Origin of the sequence: Vibrio atypicus, assembly GCF_009811315.1 — a bacterium.
GTDB lineage: Bacteria > Pseudomonadota > Gammaproteobacteria > Enterobacterales > Vibrionaceae > Vibrio > Vibrio atypicus.
This window is the reverse complement of record NZ_BLID01000009.1, coordinates 165,901-192,882: the sequence shown is the minus strand read 5'-3', so window position 1 is coordinate 192,882 and position 26,982 is coordinate 165,901. Positions and strand designations below refer to the sequence as shown.

The 26,982-nt window shown below is 41.7% G+C and carries 29 protein-coding genes; 14 read left to right on the top strand and 15 right to left on the bottom strand.

The window, feature by feature from the left end; translation table 11 throughout:
- Positions 1 to 17 precede the first annotated feature (17 nt).
- From rlmKL to rmf, 5 genes are all read left to right on the top strand, one after another.
- Positions 18 to 2,141, top strand: a complete 2,124-nt coding sequence (gene rlmKL, locus GVO60_RS18330; protein WP_159656651.1) for a bifunctional 23S rRNA (guanine(2069)-N(7))-methyltransferase RlmK/23S rRNA (guanine(2445)-N(2))-methyltransferase RlmL — start codon at positions 18 to 20, stop codon at positions 2,139 to 2,141.
- A gap of 10 nt (positions 2,142 to 2,151) precedes the next feature.
- A complete protein-coding gene (locus GVO60_RS18325; protein ID WP_159656649.1) occupies positions 2,152 to 2,391 on the top strand; it encodes a glutaredoxin family protein in 240 nt (79 codons plus the stop codon).
- Complete coding sequence (locus GVO60_RS18320) at positions 2,372 to 4,288, top strand: ABC transporter ATP-binding protein (protein WP_159656647.1); 1,917 nt, start codon at positions 2,372 to 2,374, stop codon at positions 4,286 to 4,288. Before GVO60_RS18325 ends, GVO60_RS18320 begins: the two co-directional genes overlap by 20 nt.
- A 6-nt stretch (positions 4,289 to 4,294) precedes the next feature.
- On the top strand, positions 4,295 to 5,863 hold the full coding sequence (locus GVO60_RS18315) for a DUF3466 family protein (protein WP_159656645.1): 1,569 nt from the start codon (positions 4,295 to 4,297) through the stop codon (positions 5,861 to 5,863).
- A 165-nt stretch (positions 5,864 to 6,028) separates the two neighbouring features.
- The gene (gene rmf, locus GVO60_RS18310; protein ID WP_159656643.1) at positions 6,029 to 6,202 is read left to right on the top strand and encodes a ribosome modulation factor; all 174 of its coding nucleotides are present in this window, start codon (positions 6,029 to 6,031) and stop codon (positions 6,200 to 6,202) included.
- 182 nt (positions 6,203 to 6,384) lie between these two features.
- Here rmf and fabA read toward each other — a convergent pair whose 3' ends face one another.
- Together fabA and GVO60_RS18300 are read right to left on the bottom strand one after the other, a co-directional pair.
- The gene (fabA, locus tag GVO60_RS18305; RefSeq protein WP_159656641.1) at positions 6,385 to 6,903 is read right to left on the bottom strand and encodes a bifunctional 3-hydroxydecanoyl-ACP dehydratase/trans-2-decenoyl-ACP isomerase; all 519 of its coding nucleotides are present in this window, start codon (positions 6,901 to 6,903) and stop codon (positions 6,385 to 6,387) included.
- Between the two features lie 91 nt (positions 6,904 to 6,994).
- On the bottom strand, positions 6,995 to 8,641 hold the full coding sequence (locus GVO60_RS18300) for an AAA family ATPase (protein WP_159656639.1): 1,647 nt from the start codon (positions 8,639 to 8,641) through the stop codon (positions 6,995 to 6,997).
- A gap of 172 nt (positions 8,642 to 8,813) precedes the next feature.
- On the opposite strand from GVO60_RS18300, the gene matP reads away from it, so the two are divergent.
- From matP to GVO60_RS18270, 7 genes are all read left to right on the top strand, one after another.
- A complete protein-coding gene (matP, locus tag GVO60_RS18295) occupies positions 8,814 to 9,260 on the top strand; it encodes a macrodomain Ter protein MatP (protein WP_159656637.1) in 447 nt (148 codons plus the stop codon).
- 9 nt (positions 9,261 to 9,269) lie between these two features.
- The gene (locus GVO60_RS18290) at positions 9,270 to 9,581 is read left to right on the top strand and encodes a DUF3634 family protein (protein WP_159656635.1); all 312 of its coding nucleotides are present in this window, start codon (positions 9,270 to 9,272) and stop codon (positions 9,579 to 9,581) included.
- Positions 9,582 to 9,683: 102 nt separating this feature from the next.
- Positions 9,684 to 9,998: a cell envelope integrity TolA C-terminal domain-containing protein gene (locus GVO60_RS18285; RefSeq protein WP_159656633.1), complete on the top strand. Its 315-nt coding sequence runs from the start codon at positions 9,684 to 9,686 to the stop codon at positions 9,996 to 9,998.
- 62 nt (positions 9,999 to 10,060) lie between these two features.
- On the top strand, positions 10,061 to 11,281 hold the full coding sequence (locus GVO60_RS18280) for an HDOD domain-containing protein (RefSeq protein WP_159656631.1): 1,221 nt from the start codon (positions 10,061 to 10,063) through the stop codon (positions 11,279 to 11,281).
- Between the two features lie 154 nt (positions 11,282 to 11,435).
- Positions 11,436 to 11,903, top strand: a complete 468-nt coding sequence (locus tag GVO60_RS18275; protein WP_159656629.1) for a GNAT family N-acetyltransferase — start codon at positions 11,436 to 11,438, stop codon at positions 11,901 to 11,903.
- Positions 11,904 to 12,295: 392 nt separating this feature from the next.
- On the top strand, positions 12,296 to 12,439 hold the full coding sequence (locus tag GVO60_RS22370; protein WP_162596556.1) for a hypothetical protein: 144 nt from the start codon (positions 12,296 to 12,298) through the stop codon (positions 12,437 to 12,439).
- Positions 12,440 to 12,568: 129 nt separating this feature from the next.
- The gene (locus tag GVO60_RS18270) at positions 12,569 to 12,934 is read left to right on the top strand and encodes a regulator (RefSeq protein ID WP_159656627.1); all 366 of its coding nucleotides are present in this window, start codon (positions 12,569 to 12,571) and stop codon (positions 12,932 to 12,934) included.
- A gap of 31 nt (positions 12,935 to 12,965) precedes the next feature.
- On the opposite strand, the gene GVO60_RS18265 is transcribed toward GVO60_RS18270, so the two are convergent.
- From GVO60_RS18265 to GVO60_RS18220, 10 genes are all read right to left on the bottom strand, one after another.
- Positions 12,966 to 14,006, bottom strand: a complete 1,041-nt coding sequence (locus GVO60_RS18265; protein ID WP_159656625.1) for an STAS-like domain-containing protein — start codon at positions 14,004 to 14,006, stop codon at positions 12,966 to 12,968.
- Between the two features lie 466 nt (positions 14,007 to 14,472).
- Entirely contained in the window at positions 14,473 to 14,847 is a 375-nt protein-coding gene (locus GVO60_RS18260; RefSeq protein WP_159656623.1) for a hypothetical protein, read from the bottom strand.
- Positions 14,848 to 15,332: 485 nt separating this feature from the next.
- A complete protein-coding gene (locus GVO60_RS18255; RefSeq protein WP_159656621.1) occupies positions 15,333 to 16,712 on the bottom strand; it encodes a zonular occludens toxin domain-containing protein in 1,380 nt (459 codons plus the stop codon).
- Positions 16,712 to 17,053, bottom strand: a complete 342-nt coding sequence (locus GVO60_RS18250) for a DUF2523 family protein (protein ID WP_167522343.1) — start codon at positions 17,051 to 17,053, stop codon at positions 16,712 to 16,714. Before GVO60_RS18250 ends, GVO60_RS18255 begins: the two co-directional genes overlap by 1 nt.
- Entirely contained in the window at positions 17,053 to 18,681 is a 1,629-nt protein-coding gene (locus GVO60_RS18245; protein WP_159656619.1) for a hypothetical protein, read from the bottom strand. Before GVO60_RS18245 ends, GVO60_RS18250 begins: the two co-directional genes overlap by 1 nt.
- Before the next feature lie 131 nt (positions 18,682 to 18,812).
- Entirely contained in the window at positions 18,813 to 19,019 is a 207-nt protein-coding gene (locus tag GVO60_RS18240) for a hypothetical protein (RefSeq protein WP_159656617.1), read from the bottom strand.
- A 36-nt stretch (positions 19,020 to 19,055) separates the two neighbouring features.
- Positions 19,056 to 19,298 (bottom strand): hypothetical protein, encoded by a 243-nt coding sequence (locus GVO60_RS18235; RefSeq protein ID WP_159656615.1) that lies wholly within the window; start codon positions 19,296 to 19,298, stop codon positions 19,056 to 19,058.
- Between the two features lie 10 nt (positions 19,299 to 19,308).
- A complete protein-coding gene (locus tag GVO60_RS18230; protein ID WP_159656613.1) occupies positions 19,309 to 19,617 on the bottom strand; it encodes a CTX-RstB family phage integration protein in 309 nt (102 codons plus the stop codon).
- Positions 19,608 to 20,870 (bottom strand): replication initiation factor domain-containing protein, encoded by a 1,263-nt coding sequence (locus tag GVO60_RS18225; protein ID WP_307761766.1) that lies wholly within the window; start codon positions 20,868 to 20,870, stop codon positions 19,608 to 19,610. Before GVO60_RS18225 ends, GVO60_RS18230 begins: the two co-directional genes overlap by 10 nt.
- Positions 20,860 to 21,084, bottom strand: a complete 225-nt coding sequence (locus GVO60_RS18220) for a hypothetical protein (RefSeq protein ID WP_159656611.1) — start codon at positions 21,082 to 21,084, stop codon at positions 20,860 to 20,862. The genes GVO60_RS18225 and GVO60_RS18220 overlap by 11 nt, the downstream gene beginning before the upstream one ends.
- Before the next feature lie 420 nt (positions 21,085 to 21,504).
- Between GVO60_RS18220 and GVO60_RS18215 the strand changes: the two genes are divergently transcribed.
- Positions 21,505 to 21,873, top strand: coding sequence for a DUF3693 domain-containing protein (locus GVO60_RS18215; RefSeq protein WP_159656609.1), 369 nt, complete (start codon positions 21,505 to 21,507; stop codon positions 21,871 to 21,873).
- Positions 21,874 to 22,017: 144 nt separating this feature from the next.
- Here the strand turns inward: GVO60_RS18215 and GVO60_RS18210 are convergent, their stop codons facing one another.
- From GVO60_RS18210 to GVO60_RS18200, 3 genes are read right to left on the bottom strand one after another with little or no spacing between them, the layout of a single operon-like run.
- Positions 22,018 to 23,733, bottom strand: coding sequence for a response regulator (locus tag GVO60_RS18210; protein ID WP_159656607.1), 1,716 nt, complete (start codon positions 23,731 to 23,733; stop codon positions 22,018 to 22,020).
- Between the two features lie 8 nt (positions 23,734 to 23,741).
- The gene (locus GVO60_RS18205; RefSeq protein WP_159656605.1) at positions 23,742 to 24,926 is read right to left on the bottom strand and encodes an FIST signal transduction protein; all 1,185 of its coding nucleotides are present in this window, start codon (positions 24,924 to 24,926) and stop codon (positions 23,742 to 23,744) included.
- On the bottom strand, positions 24,916 to 25,293 hold the full coding sequence (locus GVO60_RS18200) for a hypothetical protein (RefSeq protein WP_159656603.1): 378 nt from the start codon (positions 25,291 to 25,293) through the stop codon (positions 24,916 to 24,918). The genes GVO60_RS18205 and GVO60_RS18200 overlap by 11 nt, the downstream gene beginning before the upstream one ends.
- A gap of 257 nt (positions 25,294 to 25,550) precedes the next feature.
- Between GVO60_RS18200 and ccoN the strand changes: the two genes are divergently transcribed.
- Entirely contained in the window at positions 25,551 to 26,978 is a 1,428-nt protein-coding gene (gene ccoN, locus GVO60_RS18195) for a cytochrome-c oxidase, cbb3-type subunit I (RefSeq protein WP_008079443.1), read from the top strand.
- Positions 26,979 to 26,982 lie beyond the last annotated feature (4 nt).

Genomic DNA, 26,982 nt, shown 5'->3' with positions numbered 1-26,982 from the left:
AAGAATAAAAGTTCACTATGCATCAATATCTTGCGGTTACTTCCAATGGTTTGGAAAACCTGTTAGTTGAAGAGTTAACAAAGCTAGGGATTACAAACGCTAAGCCTGTTCAAGCAGGTGTCCGTTTTAAAGCGTCAAATGAGCAGATTTATCGCTGCTGTTTATGGAGCCGCTTAGCGTCTCGATTCGTTCGCGTTTTATCTGAATTTACGTGTAACGATGATATGGACTTGTACTTAGCGACTTCTTCCGTGAATTGGGTTAACCATTTCCACAGTTCGAAGAAGTTTGTTGTCGACTTTAACGGTACTAACCGAGAGATTCGTAATAGCCAATACGGCGCGATGAAAGTTAAAGATGCGGTTGTAGACTGTTTCGAGAAAAAGAACCTCCCACGTCCATCGATCAGTAAAGATCTTGCTGATCTTCGCATTCACGTTCGTTTGCATAAAGACAAGGCCATTCTTGGCGTTGATATGGTCGGCGGTGGCTTACACCAGCGTGGATATCGTCCAGAATCAGGCCGAGCACCACTGCGTGAAACTCTTGCAGCTGCGATTATCCTGCGTAGTGGTTGGGATGAATCCAAACCAATGCTCGATCCGATGTGTGGCTCAGGTACATTGCTGATTGAAGCGGCAATGATGGCGGCGAATATGGCGCCAGGCGTGAACCGAAAGAAATGGGGCTTTGAGTCGTTAGAGGATTTTGAGCCTGAATTATGGGCTGAAATCAAGTCTGAAGCTTCAGTGCAAGCTCGTCGAGGTGTCAAAAAAGTTGACGCTAAATTCTTTGGTTTTGATAACGATGCGCGAGTCATTAAAACGGCGCGAGATAACGCTCGTCGTGCAGGTGTTGATTCGCTCATAGAGTTTGCAGAGGGTGACGCGGCAAAAGTTAAGCGTCCGGCAGGCTTTGAGAATGGTGTTGTTGTTTCAAACCCACCATATGGTGAGCGTCTAGGTACGCACCCAGGTCTTATTGCACTTTACACCGCATTTGGCGCACAGCTAAAAGCAGAGTTTGGCGGTTGCCAGGCGTCTATTTTCTCAAGTTCAGACGAATTGCTTAGCTGTCTTCGCATGCGTGCTGACAAGCAGTTTAAACTGAACAATGGTGCGCTACCTTGTGCACAAAAGAATTACTCAATTTCAGATCGTCCGGTTGAGTCTAAAGGTGACAATGTCACTGAATCTGTGATTGCTCCCGACTTTTCGAACCGTCTTAAGAAGAATATCGGTAAGATTGGTAAGTGGGCACGCAAAGAGCAGCTTGATTGTTACCGAATTTACGATGCTGATCTACCAGAGTACAACGTTGCTATCGATATCTACCTTGATAACCTTGTAATTCAAGAATACGCAGCGCCTAAAGATATTCCAGAAGAGAAGGCGAAACGTCGACTAACCGATATTATTCGAGCTTCTATTCAAGTTACTGGTATTGATGCAAATAAAGTGGTTCTTAAGGTTCGTGAGAAACAAAAAGGTCGCTCTCAATATCAAAAGCTGTCTCAAGAATCTGAAACCATGCACGTTAATGAATACGGCGTTAAGCTGATCGTTAACTTACATGACTACTTAGATACAGGTTTGTTCTTAGACCATAAGATCACTCGTCGTAAAATAGGTGAAATGGCGCAAGGTAAAGATTTCCTTAACTTGTTCGCTTATACGGGCTCTGCAACTGTTCATGCTGCATGTGGTGGTGCAAAGTCGACAACAACGGTCGATATGTCTAAGACGTATTTAGATTGGGCGAAAGAAAACATGCAACTGAATGGTCAAGTGGGTCGTCAGCACCGATTTGAGCAGGCAGATTGTCTTCAATGGTTAGAAACAACGACAGCTCAATTTGATCTTATCTTTATTGATCCACCGACGTTTTCGAATTCAAAACGTATGGAGCAATCATTTGATATCCAGCGTGACCACATTCAATTGATGAAGAACCTTAAACGTCTACTTAGAGCGGGTGGTACGATTGTGTTCTCAAATAACAAGCGTCATTTTAAGATGGATATGGATGCGTTGAGCGAACTTGAGCTAGAAGCGCGCAATATTTCTCATCAAACGTTACCGCTGGATTTCTCGCGTAACAAGCACATCCACAACTGTTGGATTGTGACTCATAAAGGATAAGTAGGTTTTAGTGATCACTTTATATAGTACAGAAGGGTGCCATCTTTGTGAGATGGCCTTTGAACTTTGTCAGCAGATAGGAATAGCCAACAAAGTCGAAACAGTTGATATCGCATTTGATGAAGAGCTGTTTTTACGTTACGGGGTCACTATTCCAGTCCTAAATTATCAAGGCCAAGAGTTAAATTGGCCTTTCGACTTGCAAGAATTACAACATTGGTTAGATAACAATGGCATTACTTACCGTTAATAACGGATTGCTCGCTTACGGCGATCACCCTTTACTTGATCATGCGGACTTTGCTCTGCAAGAAAACGAACGTGTTTGTTTGGTTGGCCGAAATGGTGCTGGCAAATCAACATTAATGAAAGTGCTTGCTCGTGAAGTACAACTTGATGATGGTAAGTTGACGGTAACGCAAGATGTTGTTGTTTCGCGTCTTGAACAAGACCCACCTCGAAATCAAGAAGGTACCGTACTTGATTACGTGGCTGGTGGCCTAGCCGAAGTCGGTGAGCAGCTTAAGATCTATCAAGATCAACTCGATCTGATTGCGATTGATCCATCTGAGAAGAACATCAATAAGCTAGCTCGTATTCAAGAGCAATTAGAGCACTCAGGTGCGTGGCGTTTTGAAGACCGCATTAACAACGTTTTAGCAGCTCTTAAGTTGGATGCTCACACTAAACTGACCGACCTCTCCGGTGGTTGGCAACGTAAAGCAGCATTGGCACGTGCGCTTGTGTGCGATCCTGATGTGTTGTTACTCGATGAACCAACTAACCACTTAGATGTCACTACGATCGAATGGCTTGAGAACTTCCTTAAGGACTTCCGTGGTTCGATTATCTTCATCTCTCACGACCGTGCTTTCATCAAGTCTATGGCAACGCGTATTGTCGATCTTGATCGCGGTAAACTCGCTTCATTCCCAGGTAACTACGATAACTACCTGGTTGAGAAAGAAGAGATGCTGCGCGTAGAAGAAATGCAGAATGCGGAATTTGATAAAAAGCTAGCTCAAGAAGAAGTTTGGATTCGTCAAGGTATCAAGGCGCGTCGTACTCGCAATGAAGGCCGTGTTAGAGCACTGAAAAAGCTTCGCGAAGAGCGTCAAGACCGCCGTGAAGTGCAGGGTAAGGCGAATATCCAAATTGATGATGGTTCTCGCTCTGGTAAGATTGTATTCGAAGCTGAGAATGTGAATTACAGCATCGAAGGTAAGACGCTCGTTAAAGACTTCTCTTTTAATATCATGCGTGGGGATCGAATCGCTCTAGTCGGTCCTAACGGCTGTGGTAAGAGTACGTTGCTTAAATTGTTACTAGACGATCTTAAACCTGACAGCGGTAAGTTGCGTTGTGGTACTAAGCTCGAAGTAGCGTATTTCGACCAATACCGTGAAGTTCTCGATCCTGAAAAGTCCGTTATTGATAACCTGGCGGATGGCAAACAAGAAGTGATGGTAGGCGGTCGTCAGCGTCACGCTCTTAGTTATCTACAAGATTTCTTGTTTGCACCTAAGCGTGCTCGTACACCAGTTAAAGCGTTATCAGGTGGCGAAAAGAACCGTTTACTTCTTGCGCGTATTTTCCTGCGTTCTAATAACTTATTGGTGCTTGATGAACCAACCAACGATTTAGATATCGAAACATTGGAACTTTTGGAAGATTTGCTTGCCAATTATCAGGGTACGCTTTTACTGGTAAGCCACGATCGTCAGTTTGTTGATAACACGGTAACAACAAGTTGGATTTTTGAAGGCAATGGGGTTATCGAAGAGTTCGTCGGCGGTTATCACGATGCTCAGCAGCAAAGAGCTCAAGCTCATAGTGCGAGAGTGGTTGAAAAATCGACGAAAATTGAAAAACAGGTTGAGGAAACTCCCAAAACTGTCGTTGCTAAGAATAAGCCTAAGAAATTATCTTATAAACTGCAGCGAGAACTAGAAGAGTTGCCGGCTAAGCTAGAGCAATTAGAGTCTGATATCGAAAACTTGCAACAGCAAGTGAACGACCCTGAGTTTTTCTCAAAACCAGTAGAGCAGACACAAACGATTTTAGATAAGCTAGCTGCAACTGAGCAGGAGCTTGAAATTGCATTCGAGCGCTGGGAAGAGCTCGAAGCAATGCAACAGGAAAGTTAACGTCTAATGAGTAGTAAGATTTTTAAGATTTCAATGGTTGCGGCAACAGTTGCCGCATCATTCAGTGCAAGTGCTGCGCTTTATAATGTTTATTCTTACCAGCCAGCAAATGGTGGTGAGACGTTTGGTTCAGCAATTGCTCCCGAAACGGCAACAGCAAGTTGTTGGACATCTGATTGTGGTCAAGCTGATTACAAGCTTGCCTATGAAGAGAAAACGTACCAAGAAGGCTTCAACTATCGCAACGAAGCTCCGTTTCTATTGGAAAATGGTTACGAATACTTAGAAGATGGTTACGATGGTTTTAGAAACTACTGTGACCGTTACTTAGACTATTCTGAACAGCTTTGTAAAAAATGGGCTAGCCGCCAATATTCAAGTGGCTATGCACAAGAAGGTTCGTTGAATAACTCCCTAGCTTTTATCGAAGGGACACAAATCCAAAGCGATAAAGACAACGTTATAATCAACCAAATAATAGATCCAGCAACAGACTCAGCTATCGGGACATACTATGGCGGAAGCTTGAAAGAGCGCACGCAACCTTTTGCCGATGTGACTATCGTTGACACTGGTGTTCAAGCTAAAGTGTTCTCTAAACTGCCAAGCCAAGATCTTTATGTAGGTAGTGTCTCCTTCACAACAAGTGATGCCAATGATTTCCGCTCTCAAGCTGCGATCTGGACTGGTGGTGGTGCGACACAAACTTTAATCACATCTGGTGGTAGTACTAGCAGCCGTTCAATTCCGCAGGGTAGTGCGCGAGACGTGGCAGATGTGACTGATCCCGATGTTACAACTCCTGGAGTTTATGCCGTCGGTTATGATGCGAATAGTGACGAATTACCTCAAGCTGCGGTGTTTAAAATTGATGGTACGACAGTCACTAAGACATATGTTTCTAACTATAGTGATGATGATAAGTACCTGAATTCACTGCTTACATCGGTTAATGATAAAGGTGTAGCAATTGGTACCGTTAAATATCGTGAGCCACTTGATGGGTCTTATGCAAACAAGCTTTTTTATGTCGGTGACGTAACAAAATCATCGCTAAGCGCTTCAAGCTTTTCAGGTGATATCTTCTTTACCAGTGCTAACGGCGTTGCTGGTGGGATTAATAACAACAGTGAAGTCGTTGGCCAAGTTGATTTCGAGCGCCACCAAGAATCAAATGGTGGTAAGCCAAGATCAAAACGCGCGTTTATTGCACCGATTTCTGCCGATGATGCAAAAGCGCCATTAGGTAATAAAGCTTGGTATATTGATGATCTTACCTACGGCATTGCATCTAACAACGATTACCGTGTCATTGACGCAAGTGATATTAACGATGCAGGCGTGATATCTGGTACTGCTTATTATTGTGCTGGTGGTTTTGATAGCTCAGCAATCGATGCTTCATGTAACGCAGGCTCTTCATTAGTAGCGGTTAAACTAGTGCCTGTTAATGGTGCTACAACGAGTGATATTCAATCTCGCCCACGTGAAGTAACCAAAGTAGAACGCCAAGGTGCAGGTTTTGGTATTTTGTCTCTGACACTGCTTGGTTTGCTAGGGTTCCGTAGAAAATAGACTAATTTTTAATCTAGGGCACAGGTTCACAGTTTTGGATCTGTGCCTTTTTTTTATCTTGTGAAAGCGCCAATTTTGATCGATTCTTAATTGTGGAGTCACAAAAACTCCACATAAATTTAATAGTAGTACGTTAGAAACACTTTCTTGTATGAGGACGACACTATGAAGAGACAAAAGCGTGACCGCATGGAAAGGGCGCAATCTCAGGGTTATAAGGCTGGTTTAAATGGCCGCTCTATGGAGGCATGTCCATATCAACAGATGGACGCCCGTTCCTATTGGCTTGGTGGTTGGCGCGACGCCAGAGAAGACAAACAATCTGGTCTCTACAAATAAAGACTTACTCTACATATACTGTACAAGGAATTAAGCCCCGAAAGGGGCTTTTACTGTTTTATAGCTCAGAACGTTCTACCACATAGCAACTTAGCTCTTAAACACCTTAGCGCACTATAACTAAATATTTTTATTACAAAAAAACGACTCAGGAGAGTCGCTTTTAAATAACACAGTAGAAATTAGAATGCAGATGTGTCTTGGAACAGACCAACTTTAAGATCTTTTGCTACGTAGATTTCTTTACCATCAACTAAAACGCGACCATCAGCCAGACCCATAACAAGTCTGCGGTTAACTACACGCTTCATGTGGATTTCGTAAGTCACTTTTTTAGCCGTTGGCAAGATTTGGCCAGTGAATTTAACTTCGCCAACACCAAGAGCACGACCTTTACCTTTGCCGCCAACCCAACCAAGATAGAAGCCAACTAGTTGCCACATTGCATCTAGGCCTAGACAGCCAGGCATTACTGGGTCACCAGGGAAGTGGCAATCAAAGAACCATAGATCAGGTGTGATATCTAACTCAGCAAGGATAAGACCTTTACCGAAATCACCTTCAGTTTCAGACATCTTGCTGATGCGATCCATCATAAGCATGTTTGGTGCTGGTAGCTGAGGGTAGCCAGGACCGAACAGCTCACCTTGGCTTGATGCTAGAAGATCTTCACGGTTATATGATTCACGTTTGTTTTGCATTATCAATGACTCCAAATTTTGATAGCAGCATGTTAGTGAACACGTGTACGCTAAACAACTCCAACCAGTCTCTTTCTAATGAAAATTTACATTATAGAAACCAGTTTTTGATGCGCTCCACAAATCCTTGCGGATGTTCATGTTTTTCAAAGTTTTCAATTCGTTCCGCTATTTTACGAATGACACTTTCTTCGTCATCACCGCGGAAAGGCTTACCCATAATTAATGGGATTGCTTCATCAACCGTCGATACAGACCAGATATGGAATTGACCATTCTTAATGCTGTCTACCACGTCTTGATTGAGGGCAAGGTGTTTGAGGTTTGTTTTCGGCAAAATGACGCCTTGCTCACCCGTTAAACCTTGATGCTTACATACGTGATAGAAGCCTTCAATTTTTTCATTTAAACCGCCTACCGCTTGCACACGTCCAAATTGGTCTACTGCACCGGTAACGGCAATTTGTTGATCAATTGGATATTCAGATAGGGCGCTCACAAATGAGCAAAGCTCAGCGAGGGTTGCACTGTCTCCATCAACTTCGCTATACGATTGCTCGAATACAACTGATGCAGAATAAGGCAGGGGCTCATCGAGTTGCAATGCGCTACTCACGAACGCTTGCATGATCATCATACCTTTTGCATGTAAATTACCGCCTAGCTCCGCTTTACGCTCAACGTCAGAGATATCACCATCGCCAAAGTGAATAACGCATGAAATTCGCGCAGGCTCACCGTAAGACATCGGGTGACCCGGAACATCAATAACTGTAAGGCCATTAACTTGCCCAACACTTTCGCCTTGAGTTTCGATAATGACTTGGCCGGCAGTAATATCAGCAAGCGCACGTTCTGGTAAGTATGACTCTCGGTGGTATTTATTGTTTAGCGCCGTATCAATATCTTTTGCTTCTAGCTGTTTTCCGTTGCTTGTTAAAGCGGCTTCTTGGAATAGAGCTAAATACCAAAGAGTTTCAATCGGCATATATTCTTGATCTTCGGTATAACGAGCACCGGCAATTAGTAAGCGGTGTAGGGCATTGAAGCTTAATGTTGGTAGTTGATTTTGTTGAATAATCCAAGAAAGGTAACTAAAGAGACGCTCAGCACTTTCTTCGTTAAAAGCCAATTCGTTCTCTATTTCTGTGTAGAGAGATAAGCCATTATATAGCTCAGAATCTAAATACTCTAAATCTGAAATCTGATGTCGATCGCCAACAATGATCGCTTTTACGTCAAAAGTCTGTGATGGTGTCTCTTTTGGGATACGACGAGGGTTAACATTTACAGGACTGCAGGCTTGGCCTAGTAGGGCTGTTTTCAATGCTTGCCAACTTACCGGATTGGCGAGAACCAAGTTAACAGGAATAATTAGATAGCCACCATTCGCTTTATGTAATAAGCCATCGTTGCGAGTAACTATATCGCCTTGCTCATTACAAAGATATGAACCGAGTAAACTCTCTGCTGTTAGAGATTCAGTAAGGTGTACATTACGCACTGACTCTTGTTGCTCGAGTGCTTGTTTGATGAGATCACGATAGAAAGCATTATCGATAGAATTGATAATGAGAGCTCGCGTGAATCCTTTCAGCTGAGTGAAGGTTGCAAGTGATTGTTTAAGTCTTGGTTGAATTTCAAGGAAATCAACAGGCTTTAACGAGTTAAATTGCTGAAGAAGGCCATCAAATTGAGAGTACTGCGGTGTTACAGAACACCAGCTTTCTTGATTCATCTATACGTATCATTAGTGACAAAATGACGGAAATTATATAGAAAAAGCACTAAATGAGATACTGGTAATTTTATCTAATGATCTTGATCGCTTTTCGATTACAATGGGGATTGTAACCTTTGTGACTTAGGGTTACGCTGTCACCTAGGACGATAACGGAATTTGCTTACTCATGAAATATCAACAGCTTGAAAACTTAGAATGTGGGTGGAAATGGACCTACTTGATCAATAAATGGAAAGCGGGTGAATCGATTACTTGCCATATTGATTCAAGTGAAGCGGATGCCGCGATAGCTGAGTTGCGAAAGATTGAACATGAACCGACTCAGGTGCTTGATTGGATCGAGACTCACATGGCGCCAGAGCTAGATAATAAACTGAAGCAAGCGATTCGTGCTAAACGTAAACGTCACTTTAACGCAGAGCAGATCCATACCAAGAAGAAGTCTATTGACCTTGATTATCGTGTATGGGAAAAGCTTTCTTATCGTGCGAATGAACTTGGCTGTACTTTGTCTGACGCTATCGAATATCTTTTATCAGAAGCCTCCCGCAGTGAAAAAGCCAGTAAAACCGTCAATAGCTTAAAAGAAGATTTATCCAAATTGCTAGACTAAGGAACGCTTATGCTTTATGTCATTCTGATTGCCGCAATCGTTATTTTTTGGCTTGTTGCCATTGATAGGCCCGTATTAAAAGTGAAGTTTGAAGAAGGGAAAATCAGCCAAGAAAAAGGGCACTTCCCGCCAACTTTTAAACACAACGTTATCGATATTGCTTCTCATGCTCCATTTAGCGGTGAACTGAAAGTCTATCAACAGCGTACCGGTGTTAAGTTCGTTTTCTCGAAACAAGTTCCGAAGAAAGTCCAGCAGCGTATCCGTAATGTCTTTCCTCATCAAGGTTTTAAGAGCAAAGGCAATAAAAAAGCCAGTTAAGATGCATATCAGTTTCACCAGAATAATTCTGTCTTCCCGTTTTAACTTTTGATTCCTTTTTATCCTCTGTCGCCTTGCTAAGGTAGCGGCAGAGGTGACCATATGAAATATCCTATTTTCCTATCTATATTGCTTATTTTTCCGTTAAATACCGTTAATGCCGACGACTCTGAACGAAACCCAATTGCCCAACAGATTAAAAAGCAAATTATTCAGCACGTTTCTAAAAAAGATATAAAGGGGTTTTGTAATGTTTTTATTGAGTTGAGTCATTCAAAGAATATTGCAACGGTGAAAAGGGTGACCGGAACAGGTGACTATCGAGTCTGTAAAGCAAGCAAAAAAGCGATTAAAAAAGGGAAGCGGTATAAATACCGTACACCAGAAAAATACTTACGAATACATATTGCAAACTAATCAATAGACCTACAAAATGTGTGCTAAATTAATAGTATAATCAATAGTTAATTAGTGCCCCTTTGTTAGTTACCAATCGTAAATACAACAGTGAAGCGACAGCTCTAGCTCAAAAAGTCGCGAATAAAACTAAAGAGCGCCATGCCAAATGGCTAGTCAGCCATAAATATATTTTAGATCAAAGCGATGTGGATTCTTCACTTAGTCGTCAAAGTGAATTTTGTGACAGTGTCATTTTAAAGGAAGAGGAACGCATTACGGACAATCAACGTTTGCTGTTAGAGTGTGAAAGTGAGCGCGTAGAGGAACGTCGCCAAGCGGCGGAAGATCGTCAGAAGATATACAGTACTGTTGTTGATGACATAGCGCAAGTTGCTGAGCAACTGATCAGCGAAACGCTTCTAAACCAAACAATCATTAAGTTGTTTGGTCGATTTCCAGATCTATCTTATTTTATTAGTTGTGCTTATTCACCATCTTTAACTTACAGCAAGCTTTCAGTCCTTACTACGAATGACAACCAGCTGCGAACAAGTCTATTAACTTTGGTGAACAATGAAAAATTTTGCGCGCGCATTGGGAAGTTAGCACGAGATATTAATGATCCTCTTATTGGTATTGGCACGCTCGGTATCGACAATTGTAAAATCCTGTTCCCAATATTAATGGTTAAACCAATATTGCGTTGGCATAACCCTTTAACGAAAACGATAGCTCCGAAATTGTGGCAACACATGATTTTAACGGCGAATGTGACACGTATGAGACTTGAAGATGCGGGAGTAAAAAATCCGGAACAGGGTATTTTGTTAGGTGTTTTACGCACGATTGGTCAATTTGCTATTGCCAATCAGTTCCCGCAACTATTCGAGGATGCGTTGGTTGATAAAATGCGTTTCTATCGAGAGAATCACCACAAAGATCAATACTATGCGTGTGCAGAGGTTAAACCTAATTTAAATCTATTACCTCAACTTTTGTTAAAGTTAGAGCAATCAATAACTAAACGTGTAATCGAAGAGGTGGAGTGGACACCAAGCACGAAGCATTTAAAACATGCTTTACTTGATGACTTGGAGGGTACTCCAGTCTTAGAAAGAAGTGAATATGGAGCCGCTCTTGCACAAGGTCAAGCTTATTCTATGTATGATATGTTGGACCGGAGTGGTGTATTTGTTGAAAAACACAAACCATTTTGGTTCGCTCACGTACAAATGCCAGCTGACGCTCTTCAGGATATTCGAAAAAAGCATCCTGGAAAAATTGCTTTGGTTAACAGCTAATATACATGATCGGGTTGCCGATTATGTATATTTTAACACACTATAACTAAATTTATTATTCCAAATTGGCATATACGGCAATCAAGAAGTTGATATATTATTAATGAGAATTATTATTACTAACTTGACTAGTTAAACGATGCGGTACAGCCAAATGATTAGTATTGATGTAATGACACCCAAGCATTTTGATGACGTGACGAAATTGAAGGTAAACCCAGACCAAATACCATTTGTGGGCACAACTAAAGAAATTATTGAGAAGATTAACGACCAGGTAATAGGGCACATTATTTATGAAAATAGCATTCTTGTTGGGTGCTTCTTATTAGATAAATCCTATAGTCGTGATTATGACTTTGCACCGAAAGGAACTCTGGGGTTAAGAGCTTATCTTGTTGATCATAAGCAACAAGGTAAAGGCATTGGAACTCGCGCAGTTCAAGTAATCCCAAGTTTTGTTACGTCACATTACCCAGAATTTAGTTCAATATTCTTAACGGTGAATTGCAAAAACCCAACGGCAAAGAAGTGTTATGAAAGCGGCGGATTTGTCGAGACCGAATCACTTTACCACGGTGGATCTGCAGGCCCGCAATATGTCATGAAGTTTGTGTTTTAGCTATTTCATCGAATAGCGTAAATTACGTTGTAACTTTACGTTTCATTTCAAGTTTAGTTACGTTGTAATACTGAAAATCTTCAGCAGTTTGCCTAAAGGAGTAAGACTTTAGGGGTATAGGCAAAGGTTCTTTTCCGTGGTTGTAGATAGTCATGAGTCATAAATTGACTAGCGTTTTTAGCCACAGTGAGTCTGATAAGCGTGCCGAATTCAAAGGCAATTGTAGATTTGATTAGATTGTTTAAACAAAAGCTTCAATGGTCAAAATATCTTTGGGTAGCTAGAGATATATCGGTAGTTAGTTGAAGAAAGTATTTGATTGTATAAAGGTTTTAATGCAATTAAATACGAATTAAAAAAGTTGAGCACTTCTTAAGGAAAATCTGGCGTTTATGATTGCGGAACAAATTGGTGGAGAACAAGAAACGGTTTTAATCTGCTTGGCAACAGATAAAGCGAAGATACCACAAGATCAGGCACTTTGGGCGAACATTGAAAAAGGTATAATGGACGCGGTTTACATGGAATATCAATAGCTTGCGGTGGGATTAGTAGCCCGCCTGATGCTATAGTTAAGTGCGCATTATGCGTCCTTATGTTAAGTGCAATTGATATCACTGAAATCGATAGATTTATAAACTCTCTTGTTTTTAAGAGAGTTGACAATGAAGTATCACGAAATGACCAAAAACTATATTTTTCGTGAATTTGAGTGTGGTTTATCAACAGAGACGACCGCAGAACTTTGTTTTAAAAGTGTGAGGACTATCAAAGAGTGGGATAAAGGAAAGGAGATACCGAAAGAATGCAAAAGGTTGATGCGGAAACATGCACGACTAGAGCTTTCATATGAAGATGAATGGTTTGGTTTTGAAATGCGATCAGGAAAATTACTTTTGCCTACAGGCCAGTTAATATCCCCTCAAGAAATACTCACAGCTGTAGCTTTATTGCAAATACAATCAGAGCTAGAAGTTACAATTAGTAGTGTTCTATTGCGCTATGCTAGAGCTATAGCAAGATTTAAATAGCAGAAAGGCTCCGATAACTGGAGCCTTTTACTTAATGCCCTAATGCGCGAGCTACCATTTTATTTACATTTTCATTCATATTTACAGGTATCAAGTTCATGTTAGGATTTTTATTTGCGTATACTCTAAAAATCTCATCTGCGAATGCTTGACCTACTGATGGAACATCTTCGAAATCAAATACTACATTCGTAAACCTTTCAACTCTTGCTAAAACACGCTTAGCTTGAGAGCGTGAAATTAACTTTTCATTGTCGTAGGTTGCTAATTTTAATGGAATAATTGTTTTATTAAATTGAAAATCATCTGGGCCATCAGTGTAGCTATCGAAAACTTTTTGCATATCTCTATCTGAATCTCGACATACGCGCATGTATACCATAGTTCCTTTTTCATGCGGTGGCATGATTTTAGAATCTAGCATAATGTCAAAAGAATCAGAATCATCATGAATAAAGTTAAGTCCCATAGAATCAATATCGAAGTTATCAAACATACGTGACGTGAAAAATACACCTTCACCAGAATGATTTTCCGGATCTGTCGTTAACTTTCCTTTTGAAAGCTCAAGAATTGACTGTCTCTCATCTACAAGGTCACACAGACGTTTAATACGCTTAAAAATGCCCTCACCATCATCGATAATAATTATGGTGATATGACTTTCTGTCCTAGATACTGAAATAAACACTTCATTACCTTCAGAGTGGTCAATTGCATTGTTAACCATCTCGGTAAAGCCGTAATAACATATTTCATTTACATTTTCTGAAATTCCATCAAGTATAAAGGCGAAGTGATCTCTCCATGCTCTATCCTCTGTAAAATCCTTATCTAGCTTGAATAATTGTTTATGTGCACGCTTATCTCCCAAAAAGTATGCCTTACCTCTACCAGTCCCTGTTGAAGACAAGAAATTCTCTTGCTCTAGTTTCCTAATATGGTTACTTGCGGCTTGAGGAGAAATCTGAAACAAACTAGCTATATGTTTACTAAGATCCCTTGGATGATGTTTTACATCTCTAAGGATTTGCTGGCGTATCAAATCGCCTCTGGTTTTGTTAGAAGCCATTTAGTTACCTATCTAATTCTAGTACTTCGAGGCACAATAATACTCTCTTTAAACAAGAAGAGGAAGTCATTTAAACAAGAACGAGCCACCACTTAAACAAGGATGGAGTGTTGTTTGAGAAAGTATAGAGTTACAAAATACTTTCACCCCGTATTACTATACGGGGCGGTCGAACCACGTGAGGCAGTCACTCGCATTTGCGCTTACAAGTCGTATTCGTCGTACGAATGAAGCAACAAGAAGTAGAGTGAGTATGAATCGCTTCGAGGTACTTCAAACGCACACTATTGATGCTTTTCATACCTAGAACTATCTTGGTACTTTGAGTTCGTATTTTAAGCTCCGCGAATACAACGAATATCTCTATAATTGATTAATGGGGCTCCCTGCAATTTCCATCAATCTGGAATCCACTAAGCCGAATTTCTCATTGGAGTTCGGTTTTCTTTTTGTTTAAGAGCAAGCTTTATCGATACGCACTAATATCAAACACGTTATTGTAGTAACGAGCTGGCTTCTTAGGTATGTAAGGTAAAGAGCGGGGAACCCCCTCAAAGAGAACGACATAGAACTCATTCCATTTAATGACTCCGATAACATAACTATCGGTATCAAAGCTTACCCAGTTGCGGCCCTCATCAGCGCTATACCCCGTAAACCCGAGCAGCTTTACTCTCTGAAACGAATCGCACTCTGTAGCATCAATGAACCCCCTTAATTTCATCAAATAATGTTCACCGTCCTTGAGCAAGCAAGGGACATCTATATGATTGCCCTTGTAATCAACGCCTTTTTCATTGATTACCGTTCCACACTGACTTTTTGTCCAACGAATAAGCATAAATCGAAACCACTGTATATATATACATATATTAGCTGTAAGGGTAGTTTTACTCAATATCTACAACAAAAATTGAACGCCCACACTGCTATGCTCGCTGCTCAGTCTTCGCGACTGCGCCTAGCGTGTGTTGCTATACATCAGGGTTGCAGTAGAACTTAATGGCCACTAGCGCGGTTAGTCTCTGGGAGGCTTGGCCTAGCAGGAAGGAGGGTAATTATCGCGTGGATAGTTGCTCGGATACAAAAAAGGCTTTCCTTTGTAGAAAGCCCGTCTCTTGATCGCTTCGCTCACGCATTCTGTATTGTTCGCACGCTCACAATAGAAACTTAACGGCACTTGAATCTAACTACACCGATGAACCAAAAGACACACGGCAGAGATACAGCGAACAAAAATAAACCCTTGTAAAATTCAATCATTTCAATCTCCATAAACTGATTTAAGTGACTAGAGAGCTAAGGAAAAAAGTAAATTCCCGACATCTAAAAGAGTTGCAAATTGGTACTTTGCACCTCTTTTTCCTTTCTCAATACCTCAAGCGGTTTGCAGGTAATGACTTTGGATTTATCGTCCCTGGTTAACTTCAATAAGCACTCATCCAACACCTGATAGGTGATGTCATAAGCCTTAAAGAAATCTTGGTTGATGCTGTAAATCCCATCACTGGCGACTGCTTCAACAGAAATATAGTGCTCAAAATGACGTTTGTTTGAACGTATTTTGATGGCGTGGTTTACGCCCGTTACAAAGGCTTTTTGTATTCCTTCAAGAGGGAGGATTTCGCCTATATAAACAGACGAAACATAGCCATTGTTATTAACTTGATTGCTATCCCGACCATCACGTAATAAGCCAGCACCTTGATTGCTCGTTTGAGTCCGGCCCTGAGTTTGCTCAAGTGAGGCATTGACCAGTTGCGACGCTTGCGTTTGCGTATTCGTCTCATCAGTACTAACAAAGCGGTTGGATATTTCATTGATTGCCCATCCCATGCATAGAAAAAATAAAAGGAAAACCCCAATTACCTTTGGGTTCCTGAATAGGGTATTCATTGCACCTGCTTTCTTGGCCACACCTGTACTGGTTGACTTGTAAAGTAAGAAAGCATCCAGTGGGATTTTCTGTGTAGTCAGATTAACGTCTTTGGTTTTGGGGATGACAGGCGTGGACACCGACTTATCATGTTTCCAAATAAAAGGTTTACGAACTGCCCAAAAGAATTGGTCGCGGCCTTTGTGGTAGAAGTTCTGCTCACCACATGCTTTGATGCCTGAATCTATTTGCTTCCAGTCAGGGGACAAGAGCTCAATATCCCAATTGTATTTCCTATGACGCATGAATCCCTCATTGAAAGTATGAGGGTAGATAATTCGGCCTTGTTCGTCGTATTCCGCAACGCCTCTGTCATCCGTTTCTGAAGCTTCGAGCGCAGACATATCAGCCGGAACATAGCGAGAATAAAAGAAGTTCTTATATTCCGCAGGAAGTAGACCGTCTTGGCATCCATCTTTTGTAATGAACTCTTCTAGAGGCTTGTACTTGACCTTTTTCATATCAAAGCCAATGTTCTTCGAATAGATGTCCTGACACTCATCAATAACAATCAAAGCGCCCAGAGGACACCAACAGAAAAAGTGAGTCCATAAGAATACGCCAGACTCATCTCGAGAAGTAATGCGGAATAGGCGAGAGGTGCTAGGGAACTCGACCCCCATTAATTTTTCAATTTCAGATAGAGGCTGCATACCTTCAATATTCGTCACCACGACTCGACCCGCTTTCAATGCGTTGTATATCCGAAAGTAGGCCGTATATGCCGATTTATAGGAACCATTGGCCCCCGTTCTTATTGTGATAGCCATTAGCGTGTCATCCTCATAACAAAAGAGGTGGTAAAGAAGTTGGCTAAAATGGAAAGACCTTGAGGGATACCAAACTTAAACGCATAGAAACGCAGTTCACTTGGCATGGCGTTGAATGTAGCGGCGAGAATATCGTTAAAGCCGATTTCCTCAAGGAGGATTTTGGCCGTATTGAATGAGAGTTGGATAAACCGAATTTGAGCATGAATTTTCATCTTAATGATGAACAATTGAATGTAGCTAAATAGGTCTTGTAGCATCAATGGAATCGATTCAAAGAAACTGACGATGATATCCACTTGCAACGATATCCAATTGAAAAAGCTATACAGAGTTTCCATTAATCACCCCCCAACATGCGAATGCCCATTAAAACGAAAATAAACAAAATGACCGCTTTAATGATCTCGGCGTTTTGTACGAGAGCATCAAGAACGCCCGTTTTAAAACTGTGGTTCCCATCCGACAACCTCAAATCAAGTGTGTGCTCTTTGTAGTCACCATCCAGAAACGAGTCTGTATCGATACTGAAAAGCGATTTGATATTGTCCATTTCATCGACCAGCTCAGTTTCTAGCCCTTTGATTTCCTGCTCGATTTGGGCTTTCTTCTCATCACTAAAAAGAAAGTTGTTTTGAAAAAGGTCGGTTTTCTCAGGTACTTGAAATTTACTGTCACCATCCAAAAGCGATTCAATATTAGTAAGGCTTTTTCCAATCCCATCAACATCAGCAGAAAGGCCATCAATAGAACCCTCCAAACTGTTGCCCAAATTATTAATGGCACCTGTAACCCCCGATAAATCAACGCTAGTCCCGTCACCACCACTGAGGTCTAAGTCATTAATCAATTGAGTAAGTGCATCCAGTTTTCCATCCACTGCATTGATTTGGTTTTTAGCCTCTTGGATTTTGGTGGCGTTCCCCTTGGCCGCTGACGCATTTTTCAGTTGGTTGACTTGAGTGCGTTTGAGCTTTACACCTCGGTCGAGTAAATCACTGACAGAGTTTGATACTTGCTGAGATACGTCACCGGGTAAGAACTCAATATTCTGTTTTATTTCTGACGTATCTCTCAGGATTGCACCCAACGCATTAGTATTGATTTGGTCGTTAATTTGCAGGGTAAAGGTATCGTTTTTAATGGCATTTAATGTTGCCTCTTGTTCAGGTGTGAGGCCTTGTGGTGTTTCGCTACCATCAGGAAAATCAATCGCTTTAATAGCTTCAAGCATTTCACCAAGTCGATAGTTGTAGACGCGCTTAGTGTCGTCCATCTCTGCGGTTTGCTGTCGAATTGCCGCCGCTAATTGCTTACTCATACTTTGAATGTCGTCTTTCATAACCGTTCCAGAGACAAACCCTTGAACCATACGTACAAGGTCAGCATTGTTTTTAGCAATATTGGTCATTTGCTGCGTGAGCGTTGCCATATGTTCAGGACATCCGGCAGTTGTACAGTTAACCTCTTGAATGTTGACCTCTGGATTGAGCTCTTGCAGGAAAGGCTCCAATTCATCTGGGATACCGTTTTGGTTTTCGTCAGTAAGGTATTGCACCTTTTGAAAGGGATCATCGTCTACTGAGTTAGGAATACCATCGCCGTCAAAGTCATCAATGTCATCATGAATACCATTGCCATTTAAATCATCACTGATAATAGGAGGCGGTATATAGCCCCCTGGTGTAAAGCTCGTTCCTTCGCATTCTTCACCCGTTCCAACGAAAGAGCTGGCACTGGCCGAATCATTGGACGGAAGTTCAACAATCAGTTGAGGATTGAATCGGCATCCATTTAAGCAAGCTTTTGGTTTAGTGCCGTATAGGCTTAGTTTCCAACTTTTTGCGACATTAAGAGCCTGACCTTGAACGCACTGAGGAGTGTCATCGGCATACGATGAACTCGCGAAGATAAGGCTTGTGAGTAGGTATGCACCGATACTGAAAAGCGGTTTAATGAGTAATTTCATTGTCTTCACGCCTTAAATAAAAAACGCCCCTTTAAGAGGCGTTGATTCCCGTATATACGCCGTATATAAAGGATGAGGCCATGACCACCCCCAAAAGGATGGTCACGACTTGAGACACTAGCTCGCCCATACTAGCCGCGCATCGCGCCCATGATGGCACGCAGACCGAAGCCCAGAGCACCAAGGCCAATCAGACCTACAACCACTAAGCCGTAGTTAGACTGACCGTTATTGATTGCGCCGTTGATGGCGGTAGTAACTGCGTTCTCTTCAGCAAAAGACACTGCTGAAACAAACGCAGTAGAAAGAGCAATGATTTTAGTCTTGACGTTTTTCATAAGATTTACCTTATATAGTGTGTGTGAAAAATGTGCCTAGAATTTACCTAGGCCTTTAAGGATCCGTCCTAGTACATGACCAGAAACGAAAGAAAACAGGAGCCAACCAGAGACCAAAGAGTAGAGTTCTGTATCAATGGTCAGCTCATAATCAGGGTTAGAAGCGGAGAGTGTTAAGCTCTGAAACTCGTTCACGCTAAGGCCATACATGCTGCAATTGGTGTCACCGTTTTGCAGAATGTAGATATCAGACGCGACTTGATTCAGACACTGAGCCATTACCTAATCCTTACGATTTCACTGGCTTAATATCGACGACGATATTACGAGCCGGATTTTGTGGGTCGGCGTCGAGAACCAGCTCGCACTTGCACGGAAATTCGGGTGCCATTTCTATGAACTGAGCGACAAGAGCAGGGTTAGGACTCATCGCGATTTGTTTCTGAGTGAGGCCAGACGCTTTACATTGACCTTTGGCTGATTTCCAACCCTCATTAGACGCAAGGTAATTGACCTGGGCAAAGTTGTAAGGCGTGTCATCTTTCTTTGATAAGCCTTGCGAGTGTTCGCAGCCGATCACGATTACAGTTAATGGCATAATTGATAATCTCCAGTTTTTTCTAGATGTAAGCCCCGTCCGACTGGATAGTTAATGCGGTCGGGAATGTCTGTGATGTCGAGCTCTTGAGTCAGGACATCAATAATCTTTTGGTCTTTGTCGTACACTTGGCGCATCAAGTTGATGAGCTTGCCGTATTGAACGCGCGCATGTTTGATGGCGTTCTCAAGCGTTGTGTTAAATAAGACGCGAACCGTTGAAATTCTTAGGGGTTCGACATCCGTAATCAGAGAGGCAAGGGCAGGGTAAGCACCTGCAAAATATTGGTCAGGATTGACCAACACATCAAAAGGGATCACACGGAATCGGTTACCAATTTGAACTTCAAAACGATTCCAGTTTGGGTATTCATCGCACTTGGTTTGTGCCGCCTTGTCATAAGCTCGGAAAATCTTGCCATTCTCACGAGCGCCTACATAAAACGTATGACCCGCATCAGGGACTAAGCCGCACTTTTTACGGTCTGTTGAGCTCATGCCTTGATAGCCAATAAACTCTCCGGCCTTTGGCGGAGTACCGCGAGTGATGAACTGACCATCAATGTATTTTTGCTTGATGTCTTCAATCGTTACGTTGCCTTCAAAGTCATCAAGGGCAATGTCCACGCGAGTCAACTTTGCGCCGACCATTTGTTTCAATGACTTATTCAAAGCTTCCATGTTGATGGCCTCGCAGCCTTTACCAGAAAACGACACGTAGTAACCAAAGTTCGACGCGCCCCAAGCCACGAGTCCTGCTTGCGTTCCGTTACACAGTAACTTTGCAGAATACTTGTAACCAGAGAAGCCACCGCGACGTTCTAGCGTCCATTCGTTTTTCTCGTAACCAATCTCATGAGTGAGCAATTCTAGAAACGATTCGATTTCGCCATGACAAAGGGTATCAAGCATATCAATCCCAATATTCCCGATAAGGCGTTGATAAGATTCATTAAAAGATAAGTCCGTATCCACAGTGACATCAGCATCAATCAGCTCTTTTTCCAACGCAGCAAAATAAAGATCCTTGTTAGCGAAGTCTTCAGACTCGATACATCCAAGGAGTTGAGCCAAGTTCTCAGCGAAATGTGCAATCTTGGTGTTTTCGCGGTCAGCGATAGCCACCACATTTTGAGATTCAAATGCGCCAACTTGCTCAAAGGCAAAGCGTTGTTTGGCCATTTCTTTGCAGCGTTCTAGCAGAAGTGGTGAGCCTGAAAAGCTCACGTAGTCGATAAGCGTTCTATTCATCATGAAAAATCCTATCGAATGCGCCATTTGAACGAAGTTCAGATTCGTTTTCGTGGGTAATTTCAATCAGCTCACGGTCAGACTCACACGCATATAAATACATTTCGTGTTTGGTTTTGAAGTATTCCGGTAGGCCGTCAATAGAACACCAATAACCATCGGCATGATGTTCAAAGTAAACGGGGCGATTGCGCTCGGGTTTGGAAGCAAAACTCATGATTAAGCTTCCTCCAAAGTTGGGTGAGTTCTAAAGCCCAAAAACTTAGAGAGAGTTTGAATCTGGGTAAAATTGAATGTTGAGAGAGTTACGCCATGACCAAATACAATAAAGTAGGTTTCGGTTAACTCATCAAAGTGAAACGAGATTTGAAAGCGCGTACATTCACAAACAACTTTGTAATTACCTGATTCAAGAGAGGCATTAACAACATTAGCACTAGGTTTTGAAAACGTTACGACGTCACCATGCGTTATAAGCCTTAGTGATTCAGGTTCTTTTTTGGCAGTGCAATGGCTCATGGTTAATCCCGTTGTAGAAATACCGATTTATGGGGATTCTAGTTGCCATTAATGGGGATTGTAAATAGCGCAAAATCGGGATTAACGCGCTAAGATAGTCGTATATGGAGGAGCTTTTATGTACGCCAATGAACTATTAGATGCCTATAAACAGGCCCAAAACTACATACAAGACAAGCAAATAGCACATGATTTAAATCTATCACCACAGAAGCTAAGTAAAATTAGAAAAGGTGTTCGCTATGTCTCTGATGAAGAAGCAATTTTCTTAGCCACAAATGCAGGTATCGACCCAGAGCTAGCTTTATTGGGTTGTCACGCTGATCGCAATGATAATCCGAGCATAAAAGCGATGTGGGAAAGCATTGCAAAAAAGTATAACGGGCTCGGTTTACGTGGAATATCAATGGTTTGCGGTGGATTAGCTATGTGGATTGGCAGCCCTGCTGACGCTATGGCTAAGTGCGCATTATGTACGTTATGTTAAATTGGATTTTGAGTAATATCATGCTGAATGTACCTTTTTCCTCCACTCTGTCCATCGATAAGTGTTCATTAAACATAACCATATTTACCATAAAATACCTAATAAACACATACAATAATCATAGATTAATGTATGTGTTTATTACTAAGAGATCACTGCTTGTATTGAACGTTCAATGTCTTTGCTTCTAATTGGCTTCGTTACAAAATCGTTCATTCCGCAACTTAAACACTGTTGCTTGTCTTGTTCCATAGCATGTGCCGTTAATGCAATCACGGGTATCCTAGGACAAAACTTTCGGATCTCTTTTGTTGCCGTTAACCCATCCATAATGGGCATTGAAATATCCATGAATACAAGATCGATGTGCTCCATGTTTTCTTTGATAAAGTCTACTGACTTAAGGCCATTATCCAGAATGGTAACGGTATGGCCTAACCTTTCAAGTAAGAGCCGGATTACCATTTGATTGGTTTCGGTGTCTTCGACGACAAGAATATTCAGTCCTTGTTTTGAGTTTAATTTGCGCTTTGGCTGTGTGACATTCGGCTGAGAAGAATGTTTAATCGAAATGGGTAACTCGATTGAAAATGTGGAGCCATGTCCTACTATGCTTTCTACTTTAATGGTTCCACTCATTAGTGAAACTAAGTGCTTTGATATCGTTAATCCTAAACCACTGCCACCATATTTGCGTGTAATAGAGTCATCAGCTTGCTTGAACTGAGAAAAAATAGTGTCTAATCGCGACGCTTCAATACCAATACCTGAATCTATTACTACGATTTTCAAACACTTGTTCTCAATCGATACGTTGAGTGTCACGTGACCATGATGAGTAAACTTGAGCGCATTTCCCACTAAGTTAAATACAATTTGCATAACTCTTGCAGAATCGACCCAAATCGATAGCGATTCGTTGAACTCAACATTAACATTGAGCTTCAGATCTTTTGCATCGGCTAGAGTGGTAAAGTGTTCCAGCATAAAGTTGAGTTCATTTTTCAGCTTAACCCATTGATATTTAATCGGGAATTCACCACTTTCAATTCTAGATAGCTCTAGAATATCGTTAATTAAAACTAAAAGTAGTTCAGCAGATGATTCCATTTTTTCGAGAATTTCTAGCTGATGATTGCAATCAACGTCACCAAGAAGAATATCAATATAGCCAAGTACAGCACTCAGCGGTGTTCTCAGTTCGTGGCTCATCATGGCTAAAAATCGAGATTTGGCCTCGTTGGCATTTTCAGCTTTTACTTGAGCGATCTTAAGTTGATGCGTTTTGACATCAACAAGCTGTTGAAGCTGCTCTGTGCGCTCTATGTCGATCAGTGCTCGCTCAAGCAATGGCCTAAAACGTGACAGTGTATCGCGAGATTCTAGATTGAACTGCCCTGCTTTGTGACCAATCATCACGATGACTGAATCAGTAATTGTTGCTCGGACACCGGTTACCAATGCACTTTGAATACAAGATTGAGAGGTAGAAACAACGCTAGAAAATTCTTCTAATTTGTTCGGTTCGAAAAGAATTATGCACTCACCAAGAATAGCGCGAGAAAACTTAGCTTTACTCGGCCAAGTTATATCTAAATAGTTTGGATTCGAAGAGAGTATCGTATTGAAACTGCTTTCGTCGCTATTCTTACTCAGTACGATAAAATCAGAAAAATTGATATAGAGAGATAGAACGTTTTTAAGTTCTTTGAATATTTGTTGTTTGTTCGTCGCCACTGTAATGCTTGAGATCGCGTCAAGAATTGCCCGGTTCTCTGAAAGCAATCTAGCTTCACGTGCTTGGCTTTGTTTCAACTCAATTAAAGCTTCATTAAGCTGCTCTTGTAATTTAAGACTCATAACTTCATCTAGTCTGAATAAAATGTTGCCGAAGAAATCATAAGATTTCCATGGCCATTATCACCATTAACAAAGCGTCCTTGTTCGCCAAAAGTAAACGGGCAAATAAATGGGATGTCTCCCATCTCTTGCTTTATCTTCTCATACACTTGCTCAATATCTTCCTCTAAATGGAGCATTGCTCCGGCACATATCACACAAACGGCACCCGTTACCTTCGCTCGATTGTTCGATTGACGCTTCGACTCCCGAATAACCCGAGATGGTCTGTCAATTAACTGCAATCGGTCACCGGACATAAGCGTAACTCGGTCTCCTTCTTCCATGTCGGTGAATAAGAGAACACCCTCGTTGTCGGTGGCGGTTATTGGGTGTGAGAGTTTGTAGTATGGCTGGTTGTAGAGAGAACCGGCGATTCGCCCTAGCGGGAATTGAGTGACGAGTTGGAATTTAAAATGTTCGGTCACATCTAGACCTGAATGTTGGAGAATCCAATCTCGATAGCGTTGTTGAGCCGGTATATTATCGATTTCAAGTAGCTCACGGCCTTGGCTCTTTGTGACGATTCCAGTCAGTTGCGTCGGAGAATATCCTGCGCTAAACCCAGTAGCCAGTGGTTTGGAAGGAAAAAGCAACTGTATCGCAACGCCTTTATAAGTCGATTCATCTTCATTGAAGATCGACCATTGTCCTTTAATCGCATTATCTGCGGCTGTCGCGCCAATCATGGGAATTGGCGTTTTAAAGACATTATCAAACGAGCGAATCAGTGATTCTTCAACTCCTGGTGTTGTATGAATGATGGCAAAGCTTGGAACCTCACCGGCTCTATCTGCTTTTTTCAATGCAATATCAATAGCTTGTTGAACGGCTTTTTCTGAGTCGCAGTTATCATCGAAGCTAATGAGTCCAGATCCATAAGCTTTGGAGCCTGAATCATAAATAGCGATAATTCCGACGACACTACCAAAATGTAAACCACGCTCGGTCATAATACCTTTGCATGTCGAACATCCTAAAATCGATACTTCTGGTAAGTGTTGCTTGAAAGCTAAACGAAGCTTTTCAACCCCATAGTTTTGAGTGAAATAACAGATCACACTGACTAGATTTGTCTTATCAATTTGGTTAGACAGTTCTGCGACAGCGTTTATTTCATTAAGTTGATTGGATACGTAAGTCTTAAAATCCATTACTCATACTTTTAAGGTGAATTAGTTGAGGCTTTTCATCATTTGAACTTACTTCAATCGATACGAGCAGGTTAGGATTCGAACGGGTTATTATCCACAAATCCCCTACTTTTTCCAATTGGACCTGTTCACTAACGGGCTCTATATCCCAATCATTTTTTTCGGATTTTAAGGTAATCACACCTTTTGAAAACTTGGCAGTAAAAAGCAAGTTATTTACATAAAAAACACAATCTTCATTTTGTTTACAGGCGACGTTTTTTGCAACTTCATTGTTATATGTACGCCAAATAAACGCAGTAATCAGTAGGGTTAACATGATGATTATTTGAACAAAACGACCTTTTGTCAGTTTTTCGGCTGCCATTCTGTGGTGTTCTCCGTGTAACAAACTTCAAAGTTTTAAAATAAAAGGTCAAAACCAGACCGACTGTAAGGTTACTACTCTGTCATTGAATTGTTAAATGCAGTATAGTTGGCGCCTGAAAATGCCACTTTTTTTAAAAACCGGCAAGAAGATTTAACCAACTGATACGGTGAAACTTTCTCAATGGTTTGGGTGGCATTACGACATGAGTCGTGTTGGAAGTAAAGTGTAGTTAATTAGAAATTGGAAGCATGCAAATGAGCCAAGAAAAGCAGCTTGAACAAAACTACAACTATACAGTCGTTCGTCAATTTACCCTCGTTACAATTTTGTGGGGAATTGTCGGTATGGCTGTTGGTGTTTTGATTGCCGCTCAATTAGTTTGGCCACAGCTAAACTTTGATACGCCGTGGTTGACGTATAGTCGCTTACGTCCTCTGCATACTAATGCGGTAATTTTTGCGTTTGGTACAAGTGCTCTGTTCGCAACGTCTTATTACGTTGTTCAGCGTACCTGTCAAACTCGTCTATTTGGTGGCCCTCTTGTTGCCTTCACCTTTTGGGGTTGGCAAGCAATTATTTTAGCCGCCGCAATCACCCTACCACTTGGTTTTACCTCGGGTAAGGAATACGCGGAACTAGAATGGCCGATTGATATTGCAATCGCAGTTGTCTGGGTTTCTTATGCGATCGTGTTCTTTGGGACACTGATTACTCGTAAGACATCTCACATCTACGTAGCAAACTGGTTCTTCGGTGCCTTTATCATCACAGTTGCGGTGTTACACATCGTAAACAGCATGGCAATCCCTGTCTCTATGGGTAAATCATATTCGATTTATTCTGGTGCGGTCGATGCAATGGTTCAGTGGTGGTACGGACACAATGCGGTAGGTTTCCTACTTACAGCCGGTTTCCTAGGCATGATGTACTACTTCGTACCTAAGCAAGCTGAACGTCCTGTTTATTCATACCGTTTGTCTATCGTTCACTTCTGGGCATTAGTTTCTCTATACATTTGGGCTGGTCCTCACCACCTACACTACACGGCGCTTCCTGATTGGACTCAGTCGCTAGGTATGGTGATGTCACTGGTTCTATTCGCTCCTTCTTGGGGTGGTATGATCAACGGTATTATGACGCTTTCTGGTGCTTGGCATAAATTGCGTTATGACCCAATCCTTCGTTTCCTAATCGTTTCTCTATCGTTTTACGGTATGTCTACGTTTGAAGGTCCAATGATGTCTATTAAGACAGTAAACGCGCTGTCTCACTACACTGACTGGACAATTGGCCACGTACACTCCGGTGCATTAGGTTGGGTTGCTATGGTTTCTATCGGTTCGGTATATCACCTAGTCCCTCGCCTATTTGGTCAAGAGCGTATGTACTCTGTTGGCCTAATCAATACGCACTTCTGGCTAGCAACTATTGGTACGGTTCTGTACATCGTTGCAATGTGGATCTCTGGTGTAATGCAAGGCCTAATGTGGCGCGCAGTTAACTCTGACGGTACATTGACTTATAGCTTTGTTGAATCAGTACAAGCGTCTTACCCGTTCTACTTCGTACGTTTCCTAGGTGGCTTTATTTTCCTAGCTGGTATGTTCTTAATGGCATACAACACGTACAAAACGGTAACAGCGCCTAAAGATAGCCTAAAAGCTATCCCACAACCGGCATAAGGAG

Coding starts and splice junctions, on each gene's coding strand:
- matP (WP_159656637.1), top strand. CDS start 8,814: ATGAAATATCAACAGCTTGAAAACTTAGAATGTGGGTGGAAATGGACC.
- GVO60_RS18235 (WP_159656615.1), bottom strand. CDS start 19,298: ATGGCTCAGTGTCTGAATCAAGTCGCGTCTGATATCTACATTCTGCAA.
- GVO60_RS18200 (WP_159656603.1), bottom strand. CDS start 25,293: ATGGCAGCCGAAAAACTGACAAAAGGTCGTTTTGTTCAAATAATCATC.
- GVO60_RS18275 (WP_159656629.1), top strand. CDS start 11,436: ATGATTAGTATTGATGTAATGACACCCAAGCATTTTGATGACGTGACG.
- rmf (WP_159656643.1), top strand. CDS start 6,029: ATGAAGAGACAAAAGCGTGACCGCATGGAAAGGGCGCAATCTCAGGGT.
- GVO60_RS18290 (WP_159656635.1), top strand. CDS start 9,270: ATGCTTTATGTCATTCTGATTGCCGCAATCGTTATTTTTTGGCTTGTT.
- GVO60_RS22370 (WP_162596556.1), top strand. CDS start 12,296: ATGATTGCGGAACAAATTGGTGGAGAACAAGAAACGGTTTTAATCTGC.
- GVO60_RS18205 (WP_159656605.1), bottom strand. CDS start 24,926: ATGGATTTTAAGACTTACGTATCCAATCAACTTAATGAAATAAACGCT.
- GVO60_RS18230 (WP_159656613.1), bottom strand. CDS start 19,617: ATGCCATTAACTGTAATCGTGATCGGCTGCGAACACTCGCAAGGCTTA.
- GVO60_RS18285 (WP_159656633.1), top strand. CDS start 9,684: ATGAAATATCCTATTTTCCTATCTATATTGCTTATTTTTCCGTTAAAT.
- ccoN (WP_008079443.1), top strand. CDS start 25,551: ATGAGCCAAGAAAAGCAGCTTGAACAAAACTACAACTATACAGTCGTT.
- GVO60_RS18220 (WP_159656611.1), bottom strand. CDS start 21,084: ATGAGTTTTGCTTCCAAACCCGAGCGCAATCGCCCCGTTTACTTTGAA.
- GVO60_RS18210 (WP_159656607.1), bottom strand. CDS start 23,733: ATGAGTCTTAAATTACAAGAGCAGCTTAATGAAGCTTTAATTGAGTTG.
- GVO60_RS18300 (WP_159656639.1), bottom strand. CDS start 8,641: ATGAATCAAGAAAGCTGGTGTTCTGTAACACCGCAGTACTCTCAATTT.
- GVO60_RS18250 (WP_167522343.1), bottom strand. CDS start 17,053: ATGGAAACTCTGTATAGCTTTTTCAATTGGATATCGTTGCAAGTGGAT.
- GVO60_RS18320 (WP_159656647.1), top strand. CDS start 2,372: ATGGCATTACTTACCGTTAATAACGGATTGCTCGCTTACGGCGATCAC.
- GVO60_RS18225 (WP_307761766.1), bottom strand. CDS start 20,870: ATGATGAATAGAACGCTTATCGACTACGTGAGCTTTTCAGGCTCACCA.
- GVO60_RS18315 (WP_159656645.1), top strand. CDS start 4,295: ATGAGTAGTAAGATTTTTAAGATTTCAATGGTTGCGGCAACAGTTGCC.
- fabA (WP_159656641.1), bottom strand. CDS start 6,903: ATGCAAAACAAACGTGAATCATATAACCGTGAAGATCTTCTAGCATCA.
- GVO60_RS18265 (WP_159656625.1), bottom strand. CDS start 14,006: ATGGCTTCTAACAAAACCAGAGGCGATTTGATACGCCAGCAAATCCTT.
- GVO60_RS18255 (WP_159656621.1), bottom strand. CDS start 16,712: ATGGCTATCACAATAAGAACGGGGGCCAATGGTTCCTATAAATCGGCA.
- GVO60_RS18245 (WP_159656619.1), bottom strand. CDS start 18,681: ATGAAATTACTCATTAAACCGCTTTTCAGTATCGGTGCATACCTACTC.
- GVO60_RS18215 (WP_159656609.1), top strand. CDS start 21,505: ATGTACGCCAATGAACTATTAGATGCCTATAAACAGGCCCAAAACTAC.
- GVO60_RS18260 (WP_159656623.1), bottom strand. CDS start 14,847: ATGCTTATTCGTTGGACAAAAAGTCAGTGTGGAACGGTAATCAATGAA.
- rlmKL (WP_159656651.1), top strand. CDS start 18: ATGCATCAATATCTTGCGGTTACTTCCAATGGTTTGGAAAACCTGTTA.
- GVO60_RS18240 (WP_159656617.1), bottom strand. CDS start 19,019: ATGAAAAACGTCAAGACTAAAATCATTGCTCTTTCTACTGCGTTTGTT.
- GVO60_RS18270 (WP_159656627.1), top strand. CDS start 12,569: ATGAAGTATCACGAAATGACCAAAAACTATATTTTTCGTGAATTTGAG.